Consider the following 20,016-nt stretch of genomic DNA (forward strand, 5'->3'; position numbering starts at 1 on the left):
GAGGTATGGATATGCAAACAGCAATTATAGAAGGATTTCGCCTTTCACCACAGCAAGAGCATTTATGGTCGCTACAACAACTTGATCAGAAATCGGTATATCGCAGTGATTGTATCATTTCAATTACAGGCTATCTTGATGTAAACCGCTTGGAATTAGCTTTACAAGATGTTGTTAATCGTCATGAAATACTCCGCACCCGTTTTCGTTGTCTTCCAGGGATGACTATCCCAGTTCAGGAAATTACAAATAGCAAAGTAACTCTATCTCAAACATACAATCTGAGTGCTTTCACTGTGGCAGAGCAAGATAGTAAAATAAAGGCAATTATTCAAGAGTTGAGATTGCTAACTTTTGATTTAGAAAATGGTTTAAACTTACAGAGTGCTTTGATTAATCTCTCGTTAGAGAAGCACATTTTATATCTCAGGTTACCTGCAATTTGTGGTGATAGTTTTACTCTCCATAATTTAATGAGAGAAATTGTCAGTGCTTACTCAAGCAATCTGGACAGTGAATTATCTCAAGAACCCCTACAATACGCTGATTTCTCTGAATGGCAGAACCAAATTTTAGAATCAGAAGAAACTGAGATTGGCAGGAAATATTGGTTAAAGCAAAACTTATCTGTTGTTGATACTTTAAATCTGCCTTACGAAATTGATAAAGATCAGCAGCAGTTTGAACCCAAGGCTATCAACTCACTCATTAGTGGTGATTTGCTGCAAAAAATAGAAATTATAGCAAAAAAATATCATACTTCTAATTCTATATTTTTTCTTGCTTGTTGGCAGGTTTTACTGTGGCGGTTGCTTGAGAAATCAGAAATTATCATTGGTGTAGGTATAGATGGTAGAAAATACGATGAATTAAAAAATGCCTTAGGTTTGTTTGCTAAATATCTACCGTTATATTCTCATTTAGAACAAAATTTAAGTTTTAACCAAGCTTTAAAACAAGTACATGAATCTATAGAAGAAATCAATAAATGGCAAGAATGCTTTAGCTGGGAGCAAATTAATAATTCTGCTGCAAAATTATCTAATTTACCGTTTGGGTTTGATTTTGAACAGGAATCTACTGTTTGTTATGCAGGTGATGTAAAATTTTCTATTGAGCAGCAGTACACTTGCATTGAACGTTTTAAAATAAAGCTTACTTGTAAAAAGCTATCTGAGGCTTTAAACATAGAGTTTAATTATGACTCTAATTTATTTAATGCCGACAGTATTGAACTTATAGCAGAGAGTTTTACTACGTTAGTAACCAGTGTTATTAATAATCCAGAGGAGCTAATTAGTAAGCTCAATATTTTAAGCGATCGCACTCTGAACCAACTGCTATTTGAATTCAAACAAACTGAGGCTAATTACCCGAAAAATAAGTGCATTCATCAGTTATTTGCAGAACAAGTAGAACGCACCCCAGATAATATTGCGGTTGCATTTAACAGTCAACAACTTACATATACTGAACTGAATACCCGTGCAAATCAACTAGCTAATTACTTGCAACGCTTGGGGGTAAGTGCAGAAGTATTAGTAGGAATTTGTGTGGAACGTTCCTTAGAAATGCTCGTTGGTATCTTAGGTATTATCAAAGCTGGTGGTGCTTATGTTCCCCTCGATCCGCACTATCCCCAAGAGCGTTTAGCTTTCATGCTAGAAGATACCCAGGTATCTGTATTATTGGCTCAGCAGCATTTACTGGAAGGTTTACCTAACCACAATGCACAGACAATTTGCTTAGATACAGATTGGGAAACCATAGCACAAGAGAGTCAAGACAACCCCCTGCTTACAGCATCTCCTGAAAACTTAGCTTATGTAATCTATACTTCTGGTTCTACAGGTAAACCTAAAGGAGTTGCGATCGCACATCGTAACTTAGTTCATTCCACAACTGCACGCCTCTCTTACTATCAACAACCTATCACCAGCTTTTTATTACTTTCATCCTTTGCATTTGATAGTTCAGTTGCGGGTATTTTCTGGACATTGTGTTGCGGCGGAACTCTACACTTACCAAAAGAAGGTGTGCAACGGGAAGTACCTAAATTAGTAGAGTTAATTTCACAAAATCGTATTTCCCATTTATTAAGCCTTCCTTCTCTATATGCTCTCATTTTGCAACAAGCAAAACCAGAACAGTTAAATTCCCTATGTGCTGTCATAGTTGCAGGGGAAGCTTGTTCACTAGAATTAGTAGAAAATCACTCTCGGTTACAGCCACAAACCTCACTATTTAATGAGTACGGGCCGACGGAAGCAACAGTTTGGAGCAGTGTATACAATTGCCATTCTCCAGGAAATGGAACGCAAATATCCATTGGTCGCCCCATAGCCAATATACAAATATATATACTAGACTCTCACTTACATCCGGTTCCTGTTGGCGTTACTGGAGAAATTTATATTAGCGGTGAAGGTTTAGCCAGAGGCTATTTAAATCAGCCTGCAATTACATCAGAGAAATTCATTCCTCACCTCTTTAGCGAAAAAGCAGGAATGCGTCTGTATAAAACTGGGGATTTAGCGCGATATCTCAATGATGGCAATATTGAGTTTTTAGGACGCATTGACAACCAAGTAAAAATTCGCGGTTTTCGGATTGAATTAGGTGAGATTGAAACTGTCCTTAAACAACATCCCCAGGTGCAGGAAACAGTAGTTATTACGCGTGAAGATGTACCAGGAAACAAACGCTTAGTTGCTTATTTAGTTCCTCAGTCAAAATCAGCCACTACAATTAATGAACTACGTAACTGGCTAAAAGATAAACTACCAGACTTTATGCTTCCATCTGCTATAGTGCTTTTGAAAGAATTGCCTCTCAGCCCCAATGGTAAAGTTGATAGAAAAGCACTACCTGCACCAGAGGAAGTTAGAGCAGATTTAATCGGAGAATTTGTTCCTCCTCGCACCCCTGTAGAAAAAAAGCTCACTCAAATTTGGGCAGAAGTCTTAAAAGTTGATAAAGTTGGCATTTACGACAAATTCTTTGAATTGGGTGGGCATTCTTTATTAACAACTCAGCTACTTGCCAAAGTTAAAGAAGCTTTTAACTTGGATATATCTTTACGCAGTTTGTTAGAAAAACCCACTGTAGCAGGTTTAGCAGAAAATATTGATCAAGTTTGTCAAACAGAAGTTCAGTATTCAACCTTGGATCTTAAATCTGAAACCGCTTTAGACCAGGCAATTTATCCTCCTACTGTTGGGAAGTTTATCCCTGCACCCAAGGCAGCTTTACTAACTGGGGCAACAGGCTTTTTAGGAGCATTTTTACTAGCTGAACTTCTGCAACAAACCACAGCAGATATTTATTACTTAGTGCGTTCTGTAAATTTTGAAGATAACCATACAAAAATACAGACTATCCTCGAATCTTATGGGATTTGGAACGAACATTGGAGTTCTAGAATTATTCTCATTGTTGGTGATTTATCAAAACCACTTTTAGGTTTAGCAACTGAAAAATTTCAACAATTAGCATCTACGATTGATGTCATCTACCATAATGGTGCTTGGGTACATCATATTTATCCTTACTCAATCCTAAAATCTGCAAACGTACTGGGCACACGAGAAATCCTGAGATTAGCTAGTCAAGTTAAAACCAAACCAGTACATTTTATTTCTAGCTCTGGTGTTGTATCCTCAAAAGTTGAATCTGGAGTTAAATTAGTTCGTGAACAGGATAGCCTGAATGAAAACGAATTTCCTAGCAACGGATATTGTCAAACTAAATGGGTAGCTGAAAAATTAGTACAAACGGCGGCTGAAAGAGGAATTCCTATCTCTATTTATAGACCATCTCGCATAGCTGGACATAGCCAAACTGGTGTTTTTAATAGCAATGACTTTCTGTACAAATTGATTATCGGTTGTGTGCAATTAGGAAGCGCGCCAGATATAGACATTAGAGATAACATAGTTCCTGTAGATTATGTCAGCAAAGCCATAGTTCATTTATCCAAGCAGGAAGAATCTATTGGTAAAACCTTCCACTTGGTACATCCCCAAACTCTGCACACAAATGCACTGATTGACCATATTCGCTCGTTGGGTTATGCAATTGAGCAAGTTTCTTATGATCGGTGGCGGGAGAAATTACTCAATATTACTCAATGTTCATTAGAGCATCCTTTATATCCATTAGTGCCATTTTTCCCAGCAAGAGAAGCTCAAAAAGAAAAATCTAGTTCAGGATTTTTACAGCTTGATAATCAAAACGTTATCAACGGCTTAAGAAATACTTCTATTAATTGTCCTCCAATAGACGAGCAGTTACTAAGCACTTACTTTTCTTATCTAATGAAGCAAGGATTAATGAACACTAAATTTTGAATCTATCATTCCATCTCTCTCTTAAACTTTCATTCTTTGCGTCTCTACGTGAAAAATCATCTCATTAAATAATTCAAAAACTTATGACTTCCACAACTTTTTATGCCGGTTATTTTGACTATATTCTCGTTGATCGAGAAAACGTGGCAGCGTTTTGATAGCACTATTTTAGAGAAATGCTATACCAAAGAAGAAATTACATCTGCTTTGAAAACGGCAGGTTTTAGCGACATTAACAGTTATGATTCACATCATGACCTAAAAATATCCCAAATGCCTGGCAGTACATATTTTGTTTGCTATAAGCGTGTAAATAGTTGACAGGATAATCTTTGATGAAAAGTTGAGAAATACACAAAGCAAGCCTGCTTAGGCAGGCTCTAGCTTATCTTTTCCTGCTCCCAAGTATAAGGATAAAAAAGTAAATAAACCTCTTCTAGAGTTATAAATAATTTTATCATTAGGTAAAAGTCATGAATGCACAACAAGTTACATTACCTCAACATTATGATTATCTAACCAAGCTATTAGCTACAACATGGCTTACTAACCAGCAACAAAATTATTTGAGAGATTTTATCAATCTCTATAGCGATCGCACAAAAACATCAAAGCAAATTTCTCAAAACTCTCGTCCATTTTTAGCTGATGATAAAAACTTAGGAGATTTTAATTTACTCTTCAAAGAAATGTATTATCCCATTGTGGCTAATCGTTCTTGCGGTTCTAAAATATGGGATGTAGACGGGAATGAATATGTAGATGTAATGATGGGTTTAGGTATTAATCTTTTTGGTCATAACCCATCTTTTATTAAAGAAGCTTTAATCACTCAATTGGATAAAGGTATTCAAATTGGCCCCCAATCAGAACTTGTTGGTGAGGTAGCTGAGTTAGTTTACCAACTCACTGGAATGGAGAGAGTTTGTTTTAGCAATACAGGTACAGAAGCCGTCATGTCTGCCATCCGCATTGCTAGAGCAGTTACAGGACGTGAAAAAATCGTTATCTTTTCGGGTTCTTATCATGGTCATTTTGATGGCACTTTAATTAAAGCAAATAAGGCAGAGAATAATTACTCTGCAATACCATTAGCACCTGGAGTATTACCAAACTTTGTTAATGATGTTTTGGTGCTAGATTATGGCAATCCTAAGTCTTTAGAAATCATCAAAACTCATCAGCAAGAATTAGCAGCCATTTTGGTAGTTCCTGTACAAACCAGTAGACCAGCTTTACAACCAAAAGATTTCTTGCACCAACTACGAGAATTAACACAAGCAACTGATATTACTTTAATCTTTGATGAAATGGTTACTGGCTTTCGCATTCATCCTGGCGGCGCACAAGCATATTTTGGTGTACAAGCTGATATTGCTACCTATGGAAAAATCGTTGGCGGTGGAATACCAATTGGGGTGATTGCTGGTAAAAGTAAATATATGGATGCAATTGACGGGGGTATGTGGAATTATGGCGATGATTCCTACCCTAAAACACAAAAAACATTTTTTGCAGGTACTTTTTGTAAGCATCCCTTAGCGATGGCTGCTGCAAAAGCTGTCCTGAAATATCTGCAAAGTGAAGGACCATTACTACATCAAAAATTGAATGAACGTACAACAGAATTTATCACTGCTTTAAATAATTATTTTGTAGTAGAAGGGCTACCCCTACGGATGGCGAACTTTGGTTCACTTTTTGGTTCTGCATCCTTAGAACTTTCGGAGGAAAATTCTTCTGCTGCTTCCGTAGCTATGAGCTTATTAAAATATCATCTGCTTGATCAGGGAGTTCACCTTTTAGGTGTTAGTGGCTATTTATCTACAGCCCATACAGATGAAGATATTAACTACATTATTCAAGCTGTTAAGAATAGTGTAGAACAACTAAGGTCTGGAGGATTTTTACCTCCCCGTGCTTCTGTTTGAAATTTTAGTTTACTAATAGGAGATAAAAATGAGCCAAACAAATTCGGAAGATACAACCATCTATAAAGTTGTAGTTAACCATGAGGAACAATATTCAATTTGGCCTGTTGAGCGAGAAAATGCTCTTGGCTGGAGAGATGCAGGTAAAAGTGGACTCAAATCAGAATGCTTGGAATATATTAAGGAAGTGTGGACTGATATGAGACCTCTAAGTTTGAGGAAGAAAATGGAGGAATTATCTAGTAAAAATTAATACGTAAATTAGCCTGATATGTGCTATTTGTAGAGAGGTTCCTTCTCTACAATAATTTTATTTGTGAAAACTAAAGAGCAAATTTAACTTGTGATGAAGACAAAGATATCAAATCTCAACTCTTGGATAATTTCTCCTAAGCCTAATCCACAAGCAGATTTGCGTTTATTTTGCTTTCCTTATGCGGGTGGTAGTTCTTTGATCTTTCGCTCTTGGCCAGACTCATTACCGACATCTGTAGAAGTTTGTACAGTCGAACTTCCAGGTCGGGGGAGGCAAATGAAGTTACAGCCATATAATAAAATAGAACCGCTTGTAGATGCGATCGCCTCCGTTATCCACCCATATTTAGATATACCATTTGCTTTCTTTGGTCATAGCATGGGTGGCTTGGTAAGCTTTGAATTAGCGCGTCTACTCCGCAAAAAGTACGGGACTCTCCCAGTTCATCTGTTTATATCTGGTCGCCGCGCCCCGCAAATCCCTGATTTAGAGCCACCAATTCACAATCTCCCCGAACTTGCTTTTATCGAAGAACTGCGCCAACTCAAAGGTACACCACCAGCAGTATTGGAAAATGCAGAATTGATGCAGCTATTTCTGCCGATTTTACGGGCTGACTTTGCAGTTCTAGAAACTTATATTTATACTTCTGAACCACCTTTAGAGTGTCCCATTACTGTTTTTGGCGGATTACAAGATTCAGAAGTTGGTTGTGACGAACTGCAAGCATGGCAAGAACAGACAAAGGCTGATTTTAATTTACATATGTTTCCAGGCGATCACTTTTTTCTGCATTCTTCCCAATCTATTTTACTCGAAAAATTGGTTAAATATTTGCCACACAATTTACTAACATAACTTGTATTTTATAACTAAACTACTATCAACAAGCTGAATGTCTCACCAACTAAATAAAGACTCTATCATCAATTCAGAATCATTGCCTAATACTCCAATCTTAACAGTAAAAGAGTTAGGTAGAAAAATTAGAAATCAATTGTTATAGCGTAATTTAAGTTTTGAACTTCTACCAGGAGAACAAGTTGCTGTAGTTGGTGCTTCTGGTGCTGGTAAAAGCCAATTACTGCGAGCGATCGCTAGTCTCGATGCCATAGCAGAGATGGAAATCTCGTCTCCTCCTCCACCTCGAGCATTGAGTTCCTCTTCACTCAAATTGTCGAGATTGCCTTCATCCTCTTTCAGGAATTCGGAACCAGCAGGGTGCTGCTTGTTCAAGTGATTGAGTTTAATTTCCCGTTTCTTCTCAAACATTTTTGCCTCCTTACTTCTAGATAAATTTCTAGATGAGTCAGTAGGTCTGAATAGAAACTAGAATTTATTTCTCTAGCTTCCATACATTCTCAGACTAACATTATTAATTTGATAATTCAAGCTATTAGAACCTATTTTATGGACTTAATAAAAGTATTAGTTAAATATTTATGTCTAGAATTTTCCAGAATAAACAAAGTTTATTTATGTCATAATCATCTTAGGTAAGAGATGTTAGGAGTGAGTAGCTAAAATCTCTATTTCTTTATCTCTATTTGGATAGATATACTTGCAACCAGCATCTTTATTGGACATAAATAGTGTCATTAAATTCTATTTATGTCTTTTTATCAGTTAACAGATTGTTTATTGCTTTAAACAATTAATGTCGTCCTATCATAAACTGCTAACTTCAAGTAGGCTCAAGGTTAGCAAGGACAGGACGGTACGATTGTTGCGTAGTGCTTGGCGGGCGTGGCTGGAAGTTTGCGCTACCCTATCACCCCGTTTTCAAAAATCCTGAAAAAGGCAGTATTGAGGAAGCAGCCTGCGAAACTTGTAAAAAATATGTCTGGAATAAAAACGAAGCATCTGCGATCGCACTTCATTTATTTCAGATACTTACGATATAAGAAAGTCCGTGCAGCGTTACGAGATATACAATCTCAATTTAGCAAATAGCCTGCTTCTTATCAAACAGAATCGTTTGTTTCCTGAATAGTGGGTGATTGGCGATCGCTCAATCCTTGTTTATATATTAGCCCTCTTTCAAGAAATAAGGCAGAAGGCAGAGGGCAGAGGGCAGAAGGGAAGAGGATTTGACTTGTTTCTTCCATTCATAGCGGGTGGTGTGCCGCCAGTGCGCCTGCTCCGAAGAAACCGTATTTGCTTGGGGCTGAGGAGATACTATTGCCTTGATGCGATCGCCTAAAACTGTGCCCCCTGAAGTACTAGAGGTCTTCCCCAACCTTAGTGACAGCTACAGTAGGAACAATATGAACTTACTTGATTTTTTGTGCAAATGAAGTAAAGGCAACAGCACTGAAGACAGCAGAATAAAAGCAGTTTGGCATTTCTCAAAAGTCAAGGGTCAAGTACATTTCTTACTTGTCCCCCTGCGTTTCTGCCCCCTGCTAAACTAGCTGCGGAGTCATCATTTGCCTTTGCTGTTCCTGTATCCAACTTTCAAAGAGTTCATTTAAGAGGCGCACTTTCATAGGTTCATCTAGTTGTGCGGGGATAAATTTCTCCAATTGCACAATCACAAACCATTCAGCAATGCGAGTTGGCGGTAAAACTTGACCTGGTTGGGTGTTAGTAAGTAATTGCGCCATTGCTGGATGGAGTTGGCTAAGTTCAATGGGACCAACCAACCCACCTGTTTGTGCTTCTGGGCCTTTTGAATATTCCCGCGCTACTTCTGCAAATGACTGCTCTTTAGCCTGAATGCGAAAGTATAATTCTTGGGCTATTCCGATATCTTGGGTACGCAGCAGAGAGTAAATTACTTTATCCAGTTTGGCTTTAGACTGAAAAAAATAGGATTCCAGTTTTTTACCCCAAGTCACTTGCTTGAATTTTTCAACTTTCAGCTTGCGCACAGTCAGAGCTTCTAGTTGATTGACGCTAAGACCGAGATATTCCATCCATGCTTTGACATCGGCTTCTGATGCTAACTGCCTCTCAGCAAAAAACTGCTGTCTAGCATGGGCGACTTCTTCTGGAGTACAGTCTATTGATGCGATCGCCTCATCAATAATTAATTCCCGTCGCAACTGTGGCAGCATTTGGTAGCTCGCCAGCAAGGGTATTAGTTCATCAGCCGTGATTGTACGGTTACCAATTCTTAGTACTTCACTCATTAGCTGTTAATTATATAAAAATATATTATGGGCTGTTGGATTTTAGACTTTTTAGTTTTCGATGCTGATTCAGCAAACTGCATAGCACCTCTGCCATAGCAAACTCAGTAGTAAGTTTCATACCAACTTTGGTTAGATAGTACTGTTTTAGAGTTTTGAAACAACCTTTAGGTAAAGACTGTTAATCTAAAAGCCAAAATTGGTATCAGTTGCTGCCTCTGGTATAACCAACATAATTGTAATTTCAAAAATGTGCCGCTTATTATAAAGTTTCGTCGAAGATCATATCTATACTTTTAGATGACCTGATGAGTGTCGATAGTCATGGTGCAAGACCAGATTTTGCTGAATGATTGGCATGTAATAGCGCGATCGCAAGACCTGCAACCTGGAACAGTGCTACACAAGCGCTTATTAGGCTCAGATCTAGTGCTTTGGCATAATGGCGACAAAGTCTTAGCTTGGCAAGACCTTTGCCCTCATCGTGGTGCTCGTCTTTCTCTAGGATATGTCAATAAACAAACTCTTGTTTGTCCTTACCACGGCTTAGCCTTTAACAGCGAGGGGAAATGTATACTAGTTCCGGCTAATCCAGACCAATCGCCCCCCGCACAAGCTTGTGTTAAAACTTACCAAGTTCAAGAGCGTTACGATCTGCTCTGGGTTTGTTTAGGGGCACCAAAACAAGACATAGCTACGTTTTCTGAGTGGTACGATCCGGTCTATCGCAAGATTTTCTGTGGTCCCTACTACTATCACTCTAGCCCTCTGCGGGTGCTGGAAAATTTCATCGATCCGGCACACTTCCCAATTATGCATTCGGGATTATTTGCCCACGCCAGTCGTCCTGAGTTGACGCACTATGAATTAGAGTCTCTTAGTGATGGGATTAGTTTTAAATGTGGTTTGTGGGAATTAGATTTTAATTCGGGTAATCCTCAAGAAGCACCACTGATTTTCAACACTTACGATTACCGCATCTTCCGTCCGTTAGTAGCATACTTTAAACTCGGGCCAGGAGATCATCGTTTAAATATCTTCTATACAATTACGCCCGTCGATGAAGATGAATGCGTGGCTCAATATTGGTTAATGGTAAACAGCATTCGTGAAGTTCCAGTGGAAGCCTATCTAGATATTCAAAATCAAGTTGCTAGTCAAGATATTGCCATTGTCGAATCCCAGCAACCCCGACGCTTACCTTTGGATTTGCAAGCAGAAGTACATTTACCGAGCGATCGCTATTCTATTGCATACCGTAAGTGGCTCAAACAACAAGGCGTTACTTTCGGCACCATTTAGAACTTAGCGATCGCTGAAATTTTTTCAGTATAAATTCTTAAAACATCTGTATTTTTTAGGTTGATATTTTACCGTGTAATTAGACAGATTCACTGAATTTGCAGTCGCTAGAGTAATGACCTTATGCGGACTCTCGAAGCTTGTTCGTGCCTCGGGTTGCTGACAGGCAAGAATCTAATTTTGTCAACTATTTGGCAAAAGGTGACAGGTTCTCTAGCTATACACCTCCTATGCAATGGAGAAGTTTCCTCCTATAAAGACTCCAAATAGCTCAAAAGATCTGCCATCTCTTGGGCGCTTGGTTGGAACTTTGGCATTGGCGGCGTTTCTCCACTAATCACTTGGTGAATCAGCCCATACCGAGACTTGTGCTTTGAGACACCTTGCAAACTTGGGCCTACTCGCCCATCTGCTTGCCAACCATGACAACCAGCACAATTAATTTGAAAGATAGCGTTTCCTTGAACAGGATTTCCTGTGAGGGAGAGAACACTCTTGACATAGGGATCGGAAGCTTGAACCATTTGAACACCAAAAATGCCCAAAGGGATTGCTAGCAATATGGCGAGAGCCAGCAAAGCGATCCGCTGAATGAGAGTTTCAGGTTTGGTAATCTGGTTATCCAAAAGGTTTGTAGTAAAAGTTGAGGTGTGCTAAAAATTTTTCATTTCCTACACATAGCTTAAAAGTTCTTGATTCTGTCTGCAAGCATAGACGATGATTTTCTTGTCGCCACTCATTCTCTAAAACGCTGTAGGAAGCGGGATTCATCCCCAATTTGGTAAAATCAAAAACAGGAAACAATCTTTAATAATTGCAAAGAGGAGATTTACAGTGGTTGAACCCCTGCTCTCAGGTATTGTGCTTGGTTTAATTGTGGTTACTCTGTCTGGTCTGTTTTACGCTGCCTATAAGCAATATAAGCGCCCCAACCAACTGGGAGGTTAGTAACTAGGGATTAGGGGCTAGGAGCCAGAGACAAGGAACTAACAGTGATGATTCTCTCCTGTCCTCCTTCTCTTATCCCCTATTCCTCACTCAACAGCGTTGTAGAAAGTAAGAGCTATGCTACCGTAAGCTTTTTGGCGGCAAATTTCCCAATTGGGAATTACTGGAGGGGTCCAATCTTGGGAACTGTGTTCAGCGGCTATTTCGCCCTCAGAATCTAAAAGCTGATACTGAGCGATCGCTTCTAATACTGGCTGGTACAATCCACTAGCATAAGGTGGATCAAAATAAATTCTGTCAAATTGTTTGCCTGATAAGGTTTTTAACTGCTGGAGAACATTTCCCCGCAATACTTTCCATTCTTGGTCAGCATGAGCTACCCGCTGCCAATTTTCTTGAATAATGTTACAGGCGCGGCTCGATTGTTCAATGCCTACTACTAAGCTGGCTCCTCTACACAAAGCCTCTGCTCCCATTGAACCAGTACCAGCGCACAAATCTAGCCAGCGACAACCTGGAATTTTTCCCTGCCAAATATTAAAGACTGCCTGCCGTACCCGCGCACTCGTGGGTCTGGTGTCTTTACCAGGTATAGTTTTTAGCTGGCGATTGCCGTAAATTCTCAGAGTCATTGGTCACTAGTCATTAGTTATTAGTCACCGATTATTGGTCAAGGGTCGTTGTTATTAGTCATTAGTTTAGGGCAAATGACAAATGACAAAGGACAAATGACAAAGAACAAATGACAAATAAAGAAATTTAAATTGAATTATGCGGCAACTTTCTCCCGTACTTGAGCAACAAAATTAGACAAGATTTGCAATCCGATATTTGAGGATTTTTCGGGATGAAATTGAACCGCCATCAGGTTTTCGCGTGCGATCGCAGCTGTGACAGTTTGAGTACCGTGGGTAACAGTTGCAGCCCGAATTTGCGGATCGGTTGGTTCAACATAATAGGAATGCACAAAATACACCCAAGGTTGAGATGGTAGATGCTCCCACATAATACTTTTTGGCTGAGTTATTTCCAGCTGATTCCAACCCATGTGGGGAATAGTGATATCCGGTTCGGGAATAAACCTTTTCACTTTTCCGCTGATAATTCCCAGTCCTGGTTGCGTACCTTCTGCACTCGATTCAAACAGAATTTGCAATCCCAAGCAGATGCCTAAGAAAGGTTTACCAGATGCGATCGTGTCTTTTATAGGTTGTTCTAAACCACGCGATCGCAGGTGTTGCACAGCTGGATCAAAGGCTCCTACTCCGGGCAAAACTACTGCATCTGCTTTTTCTATTTCCTTGGAAGAATGAGTGATTTTAGGAGTTGCTCCAGCTTTTTCCAAGCCTTTACAAACTGAATGCAAATTTCCCATCTCGTAGTCTATGACCGCAATAACTGGCATTGACCTGCTCCTTGTAAATTTATTATGGAGGGTTATTCTATTTTAAATAATATTTCCTATGAAGAAAAGGTTTCTATTAACTTCTTTTGACACTTGGCTTAGCGATCAACAGTCAAATTCTTCTGATGATCTATTACTAGAAGTATCCAAACTTGACTCACTACCTCATCATTTGACTTTTTTGCGTCAATTACCTGTGGATGTGCAGCTTGCCAGTGATTCTGTAATTAAAAAAATCAACGAACTCCAACCAGATTGCATTATCTGTTGTGGCATGGCTGCCAGCCGTATGCAATTAACAGTGGAAGTATGTGCTAGTTGTGCAGAAAGTGTTTTACAAACAGAAGTGGATTTAGAGCAATTAGTTTTGGGAGCAAAGGCAATTGAGATTAGCCACGACTGCGGTAAATTTGTTTGTGAGGGTCTTTATTATTCAGTATTAGATTACCTGCGTCAATACCACCTAAAAGCGCATTGCATCTTTGTCCATGTTCCAGTTTTGAACCACGAAAATTTGGTAAGCATTGTTGCAGATTTCGTATTAATTATTAACAAACTGGCACTTTCATAAATTTGTCGGCGTCTGTAAGGTGGAGAAAAAATTTAAATTTATGTTGCCATTGTTACTAAGTTTGACCCTTGCCCAATCAACTCCTACACCACCACCTGAAGAAGTAGTGCAATCACAAATCGTGCGTCCCTTACCAGGACAGCTCGATAAAGTACCAGTATTTAATAGCAATAGCCCAGAATTAGTATTAAAAGAAGGGATTTTACTCTCTACTTTTCCCTCAGATGGCAAAAAAGTCCCAACGGCTCATTTAAATTTTCCATTTCGGGGCCGATTTGATATTTTTGCTCATCACATTGCTAAAGCTGAACCACCAGAAAATGTGCGCTCACTTTATATAGGGATAATTTTGCACAATCCTGGTTCTGCACCAGTAACAGTAAATGTGTTACAAGCAGCAAGTTACTTGAGTCAACCAGAAGCACCCTTTATTCAGTTACCATCTTTTACAGAAAATATCTTAGGTACAGTTTTTTCTGGTCCAGGCGATCGCATTACCAGTGATGTACTTAGAGGAAAACGACAAGAGATTTTTCCTGCCCAAATTGTCATTCCGCCAAGGCAAAGTCAGATGTTACTGAATCTGCCTATTCCTGTAAAGGGACTCACCCCACCCTTAAATGGTCGGTCTACTTTGATGCGGCTACGCAGTAGCGGCACAGTCTATGCAGCTAGTCTCGCCATGTTTGCACAGACAAATCCTGATGGTAGTGAACGTGCGCCGACTTTAGATGAGTGGCAAAATTTACTCAATAATAGTGATGTAGCTGAACCACGAGATAAAATCCCCACCCCCCTAGAGGAAACTGGCAAACCCCGTATTTATGGACGTGTCGCAGGGGTAGCTAGTGGTTCTCAGTGGAGAGCCTTCTTGGTTGATAATCCGCAAGCTAGATATTTAACAATTCCTCAGCCTGGACAAGCCTTTTCTTACGCTCTAAGTACCGTACATGGTGGTAGCTTAGGAACTGGTCAAATTCAAAGCGCTAATATGTTGATGCGCTATCCTGACACCGCATACCGCGCTCATGGCAACTATGGAATTCAATACAGCCTCAAATTGCCACTATATAACAATACCCAAAGTCCGCAAACTGTTAGCGTAGCAATTCAAACGCCACTCAAAGAAGATCAGTTGGTAAAACCAGGGTTACGCTTTTTAAATACACCAACCAATCAAGTATTCTTCCGAGGTACAGTGCGAGTTCGTTATAACGATGACCAAGGTAAACCGCAAACCCAGTTTATACACTTGATGCAAAAGAGAGGTCAACTTGGGGAACCCTTGACTTTACTAAATATGCCAGCAGGCGATCGCAGATTGGTAGAAGTTGATTTAATCTATCCGCCAGATGCTACGCCGCCACAAGTATTAACAGTTACAACCCAGGCGAAAAGCTAGTAATGAAGGCAGAAGGGAACCCCTATCAACTTCGTACACCACCATGCATGAAACAGAAAGGGGAAAAGGTGAGACAGCACTCTTGGTAGCGTTTCCAACGCTCTTCGGGTGATAAGGAGAATAATTCATTACTCTTAACTTCTGCCTACTGCCTCCTGCCCTCTGCCTTATTTCGGTCGATACTCAGTACCGTCAGCACGAAAACCTTTCTGCTGTAAAATCACCTTATTTTCATGAATAATTGTCAGTTCAGTGTCAGCACCAGGAATGAATCTGACTTGATAAGTATATCCATCCTTGGAAGCAATATAGGTTGTCCAGAGTTGATTAGTTTCATTTTTAGGTAATTTTGCTGCCGGGGTACGGTTTGTCACTTCAGTTTTGTTATCGTATACATTTATATATGCCTGTCCCTTACCATAAACTCTCACTGTCTTGGTATCAGTCACAAAATACACTAGCGTATCTGTTTCAGAAGGATTTTTATCAGGCGCAGGCTGGCTAGCAACCACTGAAATTACATCTTCGCGTACCCAGCCGACATCTTTCGCTTGTGTACCAAATTGCACTTTGTACCAAGTACGAGTGTCTCCTGAAGGCTTTTGTTTGTCTATAATTTTGACGCGATCGCCTGATTTCCCTTGGCGTATAACATTACCGTCCTTAACTACAGGAGCCGAACGAATATTCACCACGTTCGTACTAGTAGAATTAGTCTTCAAAACGCCGTTACTGGGGAGAATTTGGTTTGAATTTGTCATATTGTGATGCAGCCAAATTTGATTTTTTTGACAATGGACGCCTCAAATGATACATCTGGGTTTCCAGATTGGCAAAAAATCTACTTGAATTTCTTAATAATGCCAGCAGATTCGATCTGCTACAGATTAACAGTTAACGCAAACTTAGTTTGCGCTAATGTCTGCTAGCCTTATTTAAATCCCTTGGCTGGCTTTTTTTGTCCCTTACTTTGAGGTTTAGATTTGTGAACTTCTGCGACAGCTGCTTGAAATAAGTTGTGCAGATGTAGAGGAACACTAGCAATTTCTGGTAAATCTGGCTCTAGAGGTTTGTGAAATTCTTGTAAAAGTGCATCTAAGTCGCTTTTTAGCTGAAAATCTGAGCGTTGCAGAACTGTTTGCAAAACATTTTCTAATGTAGTGGGATACTCTTGAGCTAACCTAGACCATATAAAAGCATTAATACTTTTGTCTTCTAAATAATAGCGAATTAGTTTTTGAGCACCTTCTATATTTTGCCAATCTTCTGTTGCTAAAATTGTTTTTACTTTACTATAAGTGGGTAAAAACATTTGTCCCCAACGAGGATGAGAAATGGCTGTTACCTGTTCTGCTTTCCTAAGTTCGGCAGGTAAATCAACCTTGGGCATTACCATTTTACTGCTGCCATTGTTTTTCAATATTTGCGAGGCTACATTTGCGTCAGCACCCATTTCTTCTACTGCTGCTTTGATTTCCTCTTCTCCAATGCCGGCTTCTTGTGCCATTTCAGCTATAGGTTTAGAAGTATCTATGCCTGTGGCTGCCAAGTATTTTTCAGTGATTATTTCCTGAAATTCAGCTATTTTTTTATTCAGTTGATATCCTGGTAATGTGATTTCATCTGTGCCAAAAAATTCCACAAACTGCTGATGGTATTGGATAACAGAGTTCCACGCTTCTTCTAGTAAATCGGGAGCATCGCTGTAAAGATTATTTTTATAAGTTTCTTTAAAATTACCAATGGCTACAGCAAGTTTTGGTTTACCCAATTTACCCATAATTGTATAGTTACTAAAAAATGTCCAGTAACTATCGGTAACGGGAGAAATGCGAGTTAGTAAGATTTCGCCTTCTTTTAAACGAGAGATTTCTTGTAATGTTTTGGTATTATTTGGCTTAACGATGTAATATTTATCTGTCAACCAATTCCTTAACTCAAAGCCATCAGGTAGGATTTTAGTGATGGCAAATAAGCCCATAAAACTACGATGCCAACTGCCAATTAAATTGCGATCGCTCTGTGGTAAATCAGAATGGCTATCTATAAATAATTCTAATGGTGAGTGCTCGCCTACTTTCCCTTCTGTAATAAAGCTATCAATAACTAAGTCTTGCTGTGTGCTATTACCATTACCAGTACGTAACTTTCCGGCTGCATAGGTTTCTAGCGCTTTTGCTAAATCGCCTTCTGCGTCCAAAACAAAATCTACCAAGGCTTGTTTAAGTGCGTGCGATCGCTCTAATATTGCATCCACAAGTTTATGTCTCTAACCAACAGAGGTAAATTATAGCTTTTAAGACTATTAGCGCATCTAGCAATAGCTAGATTTATTGAGATGCAAACTTAGCAAATTTAGCCCTCAGCTTCTTTTAAACTAGATACAAGGCATCACACAAGGTCATTGCACATGGTTGCAACTCCAAATTCTAGCTATATTTCCCCAGAAGACTATCTCAAAGGAGAAGAAACCAGTCCCATCAAGCACGAATATAGACAGGGTCAGGTTTACGCAATGGCAGGAGCAAGCAATACCCATGTAATTATTACTGGTAATCTATTTGCTATGCTGAGAAATCATTTGCGCAGAAGTAGATGTCAGGCTTACATATCAGACACCAAAGCACATATTGAATCAATTAGTATTTATTACTACCCTGATGTCATAGTAAGTTGCGATCAACGAGATAGAGGGTTTGACAACTTTCTGCGTTATCCTTGCTTAATTATAGAAGTGCTATCACCTACAACAGAAGCTTTTGATCGCGGTGATAAATTTGCTGACTACCGACAGATGGAGTCACTTCAGGAATATGTACTTGTCAGTCAAACCAAGATGAACGTAGAGAGTTTTCGCCGCAATCCAGAAGGGCAATGGGTACTTTATCCCTATGGTCCAGGAGATAATATACATCTGGTAAGTGTAGATTTTAAGTGTGCGATCGCAGATGTATATGAAGATGTCAGTTTTGAATTGTCTCCATCTTAGGGAGCGATCGCATCCACCAGCAATACACCTCATCTACATGAACTTCAAGGTAATGCTTGATATTAGCTAACTTTATTCAGTAGCAGGATGACGCCTTTGATATTCAATCAGCAGTTGCTTCACATCAAGCTGCTCAGATTCTAAAAACACAAAACGTTGTGTTTGATGTAATCCCAACTTTTCAAATTCTGCTAGTTCAGAGTTTGACAACGGCCAAGGAGGCCCAGAGGGTTCGGCTTCTGTCTCTCGAAAACGATTAATTACTAACAGTTTCCCACCTGGAGCCACCACTGAAGTGATTGTGGAGATTACAGAGGAACGCACACTCAAGGGTAAAGCTTGGATATTGCGACATTCAAAAACCAAGTCAAAGGCAAGATGCCATTGTGAGGGAATTGCTAATAAATCTTCAACTACATAGTTTACAGTCGAATGGGGAAATCGCTGCTGACTCCAAGCAATAGCTGTAGGGGAAATATCAAATGCTGTTACTTCAAACCCTCGTTGTGCTAAAGCTTCTGCATCGTCTCCCAAGCCACAACCAATAACCAGCGCTTTTTGTCCTGTAGTGGTTAGTGGATGCTTAGTCAACCAATCTTACAGATAGGGATGGGGAGTTAACTTTGCCCAAGGAACTTGTGCTGCATCACCCTTGGCTGAGGCATATAAAATTTCAAACCATGCTGATGGTTCTGATTTTTGTAAGGCTTCTTTAGCTAATTTTGCAACATAAAGTCGTAAATTTTCTGGTTTTTCTTCAAACATAAAAACTCATACTACAGGTTAAGCCTTATCCCCATCTGCTCATTTGCCTATTTTCTCTTATTGGCGTGACAAGACTAAAATGTTGCAATAAAAAAGTTCGTAGTTGCGCTTTAGGGCCCTATCAATTAGAAATCTAATGCACAACTTTAGTCTAAACACGCCATTATATTGTGCGATCGCCTCACCATCCTGCTACAAGTATCACGAAAAGAGCTACACACTTTTGTTAAGTCAGACCAAAACCAAGTGTGGTTATACCAATTAAGGCTGATAAGTGTACTCGGCTGAATATGGTAGTGTATGGTCAAAGTTCAAATGCTCGTACTTGGCCATTTCACTGCATAGAGGTAGCAAACTCAAATGGAGGAATCTAACTTCATCACCATTTTAGGATTAACAGCAGGAGTACTCACGACAATTGCTTATTTACCCCAACTAATAAAAACCTGGAAATCAAAATCAGCTGAAGATCTTTCTTGGAGTATGCTGATTGTTCTGTGTACAGGTATTATTTTGTGGTTGGTGTATGGCACTTATGTTCACGATATTCCTATCATTGCCGCCAACATTGTCACGTTTTTGTTTGCTGGGATGATTTTGGTGCTGAAAATTAAGTACAGGTAAGGTGAAGTGGTTACTAATTATTACCACGTCTAGTTTCCATTGACATTGAGCCGAAGTCTTGATTGTAATTAGCTTTCTTTTGTCACTCTAGGCAGAGGAAAAAGCGAATAAGTCTGCCCAAAGTGATAAAAATAGATGATTGTGCAAAGTATGCCTGAAAACCCCGACGTTCTACTCCATCCATTTTTGATGCTGCCAGTCGCAGGTCTTCGATTTGTGATCCTGTTAACGAGCCAGTTGAGGTTGCTGAGACTAACGTATCCAAATACTTGCTCCTGTCTCCTTAGTCATCAAGAACGTATTTTACATTTATTGGTAAATTCTTTCTCAGAAATCACCT

At 39.5% G+C, this 20,016-nt stretch carries 19 protein-coding genes and 1 pseudogene; 11 read left to right on the top strand and 9 right to left on the bottom strand.

Annotation, left to right across the window (positions count from 1 at the left end; translation table 11 throughout):
• Positions 1-11: 11 nt before the first annotated feature.
• The 5 genes and pseudogenes from BV372_RS33495 to BV372_RS38100 form a co-directional block, all read left to right on the top strand.
• Positions 12-4,349, top strand: a complete 4,338-nt coding sequence (locus tag BV372_RS33495) for a non-ribosomal peptide synthetase (RefSeq protein ID WP_179198327.1) — start codon at positions 12-14, stop codon at positions 4,347-4,349.
• A gap of 473 nt (positions 4,350-4,822) precedes the next feature.
• Positions 4,823-6,280: an aspartate aminotransferase family protein gene (locus BV372_RS33500; protein WP_086691634.1), complete on the top strand. Its 1,458-nt coding sequence runs from the start codon at positions 4,823-4,825 to the stop codon at positions 6,278-6,280.
• 28 nt (positions 6,281-6,308) lie between these two features.
• Entirely contained in the window at positions 6,309-6,533 is a 225-nt protein-coding gene (locus BV372_RS33505; RefSeq protein ID WP_086691636.1) for an MbtH family protein, read from the top strand.
• 93 nt (positions 6,534-6,626) lie between these two features.
• A complete protein-coding gene (locus BV372_RS33510; protein ID WP_086691638.1) occupies positions 6,627-7,394 on the top strand; it encodes a thioesterase II family protein in 768 nt (255 codons plus the stop codon).
• A gap of 202 nt (positions 7,395-7,596) precedes the next feature.
• Positions 7,597-7,776: pseudogene (locus BV372_RS38100) on the top strand (hypothetical protein); the annotation flags it as partial.
• A gap of 1,165 nt (positions 7,777-8,941) precedes the next feature.
• On the opposite strand, the gene BV372_RS33520 reads toward BV372_RS38100, so the two are convergent.
• Positions 8,942-9,670 carry a peptidylprolyl isomerase gene (locus BV372_RS33520; protein ID WP_086691640.1) on the bottom strand — a complete coding sequence of 243 codons (729 nt, stop codon included), beginning with the start codon at positions 9,668-9,670 and terminating at the stop codon, positions 8,942-8,944.
• Between the two features lie 324 nt (positions 9,671-9,994).
• Between BV372_RS33520 and BV372_RS38105 the strand changes: the two genes are divergently transcribed.
• The gene (locus tag BV372_RS38105) at positions 9,995-10,972 is read left to right on the top strand and encodes an aromatic ring-hydroxylating dioxygenase subunit alpha (RefSeq protein WP_086691642.1); all 978 of its coding nucleotides are present in this window, start codon (positions 9,995-9,997) and stop codon (positions 10,970-10,972) included.
• Positions 10,973-11,223: 251 nt separating this feature from the next.
• Here BV372_RS38105 and BV372_RS33530 read toward each other — a convergent pair whose 3' ends face one another.
• Positions 11,224-11,598 carry a cytochrome c gene (locus tag BV372_RS33530; protein ID WP_086691644.1) on the bottom strand — a complete coding sequence of 125 codons (375 nt, stop codon included), beginning with the start codon at positions 11,596-11,598 and terminating at the stop codon, positions 11,224-11,226.
• 208 nt (positions 11,599-11,806) lie between these two features.
• Here BV372_RS33530 and petG point away from each other — a divergent pair, with 208 nt between their 5' ends.
• Entirely contained in the window at positions 11,807-11,920 is a 114-nt protein-coding gene (gene petG / locus BV372_RS33535; RefSeq protein WP_086691646.1) for a cytochrome b6-f complex subunit V, read from the top strand.
• Between the two features lie 86 nt (positions 11,921-12,006).
• On the opposite strand, the gene rsmD is transcribed toward petG, so the two are convergent.
• Positions 12,007-12,552 (bottom strand): 16S rRNA (guanine(966)-N(2))-methyltransferase RsmD, encoded by a 546-nt coding sequence (gene rsmD / locus BV372_RS33540; protein WP_086691648.1) that lies wholly within the window; start codon positions 12,550-12,552, stop codon positions 12,007-12,009.
• Positions 12,553-12,689: 137 nt separating this feature from the next.
• Positions 12,690-13,325, bottom strand: coding sequence for an imidazole glycerol phosphate synthase subunit HisH (hisH, locus tag BV372_RS33545; RefSeq protein ID WP_086691650.1), 636 nt, complete (start codon positions 13,323-13,325; stop codon positions 12,690-12,692).
• A 58-nt stretch (positions 13,326-13,383) separates the two neighbouring features.
• Here hisH and BV372_RS33550 point away from each other — a divergent pair, with 58 nt between their 5' ends.
• A complete protein-coding gene (locus BV372_RS33550) occupies positions 13,384-13,896 on the top strand; it encodes a peptidase C15 (protein WP_086691653.1) in 513 nt (170 codons plus the stop codon).
• A 40-nt stretch (positions 13,897-13,936) separates the two neighbouring features.
• Positions 13,937-15,298, top strand: a complete 1,362-nt coding sequence (locus BV372_RS33555) for a DUF3370 domain-containing protein (RefSeq protein WP_086691655.1) — start codon at positions 13,937-13,939, stop codon at positions 15,296-15,298.
• 167 nt (positions 15,299-15,465) lie between these two features.
• Here the strand turns inward: BV372_RS33555 and BV372_RS33560 are convergent, their stop codons facing one another.
• Entirely contained in the window at positions 15,466-16,059 is a 594-nt protein-coding gene (locus BV372_RS33560) for an SH3 domain-containing protein (protein WP_086691657.1), read from the bottom strand.
• A gap of 170 nt (positions 16,060-16,229) precedes the next feature.
• Positions 16,230-17,555 carry a hypothetical protein gene (locus BV372_RS33565; RefSeq protein WP_086691659.1) on the bottom strand — a complete coding sequence of 442 codons (1,326 nt, stop codon included), beginning with the start codon at positions 17,553-17,555 and terminating at the stop codon, positions 16,230-16,232.
• Between the two features lie 153 nt (positions 17,556-17,708).
• On the opposite strand from BV372_RS33565, the gene BV372_RS33570 reads away from it, so the two are divergent.
• A complete protein-coding gene (locus tag BV372_RS33570; RefSeq protein ID WP_086691660.1) occupies positions 17,709-18,287 on the top strand; it encodes a Uma2 family endonuclease in 579 nt (192 codons plus the stop codon).
• Positions 18,288-18,359: 72 nt separating this feature from the next.
• On the opposite strand, the gene BV372_RS33575 is transcribed toward BV372_RS33570, so the two are convergent.
• The gene (locus tag BV372_RS33575; protein ID WP_306299031.1) at positions 18,360-18,878 is read right to left on the bottom strand and encodes a bifunctional 2-polyprenyl-6-hydroxyphenol methylase/3-demethylubiquinol 3-O-methyltransferase UbiG; all 519 of its coding nucleotides are present in this window, start codon (positions 18,876-18,878) and stop codon (positions 18,360-18,362) included.
• Positions 18,879-18,884: 6 nt separating this feature from the next.
• The gene (locus tag BV372_RS38275) at positions 18,885-19,052 is read right to left on the bottom strand and encodes a hypothetical protein (RefSeq protein WP_306299032.1); all 168 of its coding nucleotides are present in this window, start codon (positions 19,050-19,052) and stop codon (positions 18,885-18,887) included.
• Between the two features lie 360 nt (positions 19,053-19,412).
• Here BV372_RS38275 and BV372_RS33580 point away from each other — a divergent pair, with 360 nt between their 5' ends.
• Positions 19,413-19,676, top strand: a complete 264-nt coding sequence (locus BV372_RS33580; RefSeq protein WP_086691662.1) for a SemiSWEET transporter — start codon at positions 19,413-19,415, stop codon at positions 19,674-19,676.
• 82 nt (positions 19,677-19,758) lie between these two features.
• On the opposite strand, the gene BV372_RS35720 is transcribed toward BV372_RS33580, so the two are convergent.
• Entirely contained in the window at positions 19,759-19,941 is a 183-nt protein-coding gene (locus BV372_RS35720) for a hypothetical protein (protein WP_143845474.1), read from the bottom strand.
• Positions 19,942-20,016 lie beyond the last annotated feature (75 nt).

It is taken from the genome of Nostoc sp. T09 (genome assembly GCF_002154695.1).
GTDB lineage: Bacteria > Cyanobacteriota > Cyanobacteriia > Cyanobacteriales > Nostocaceae > Aulosira.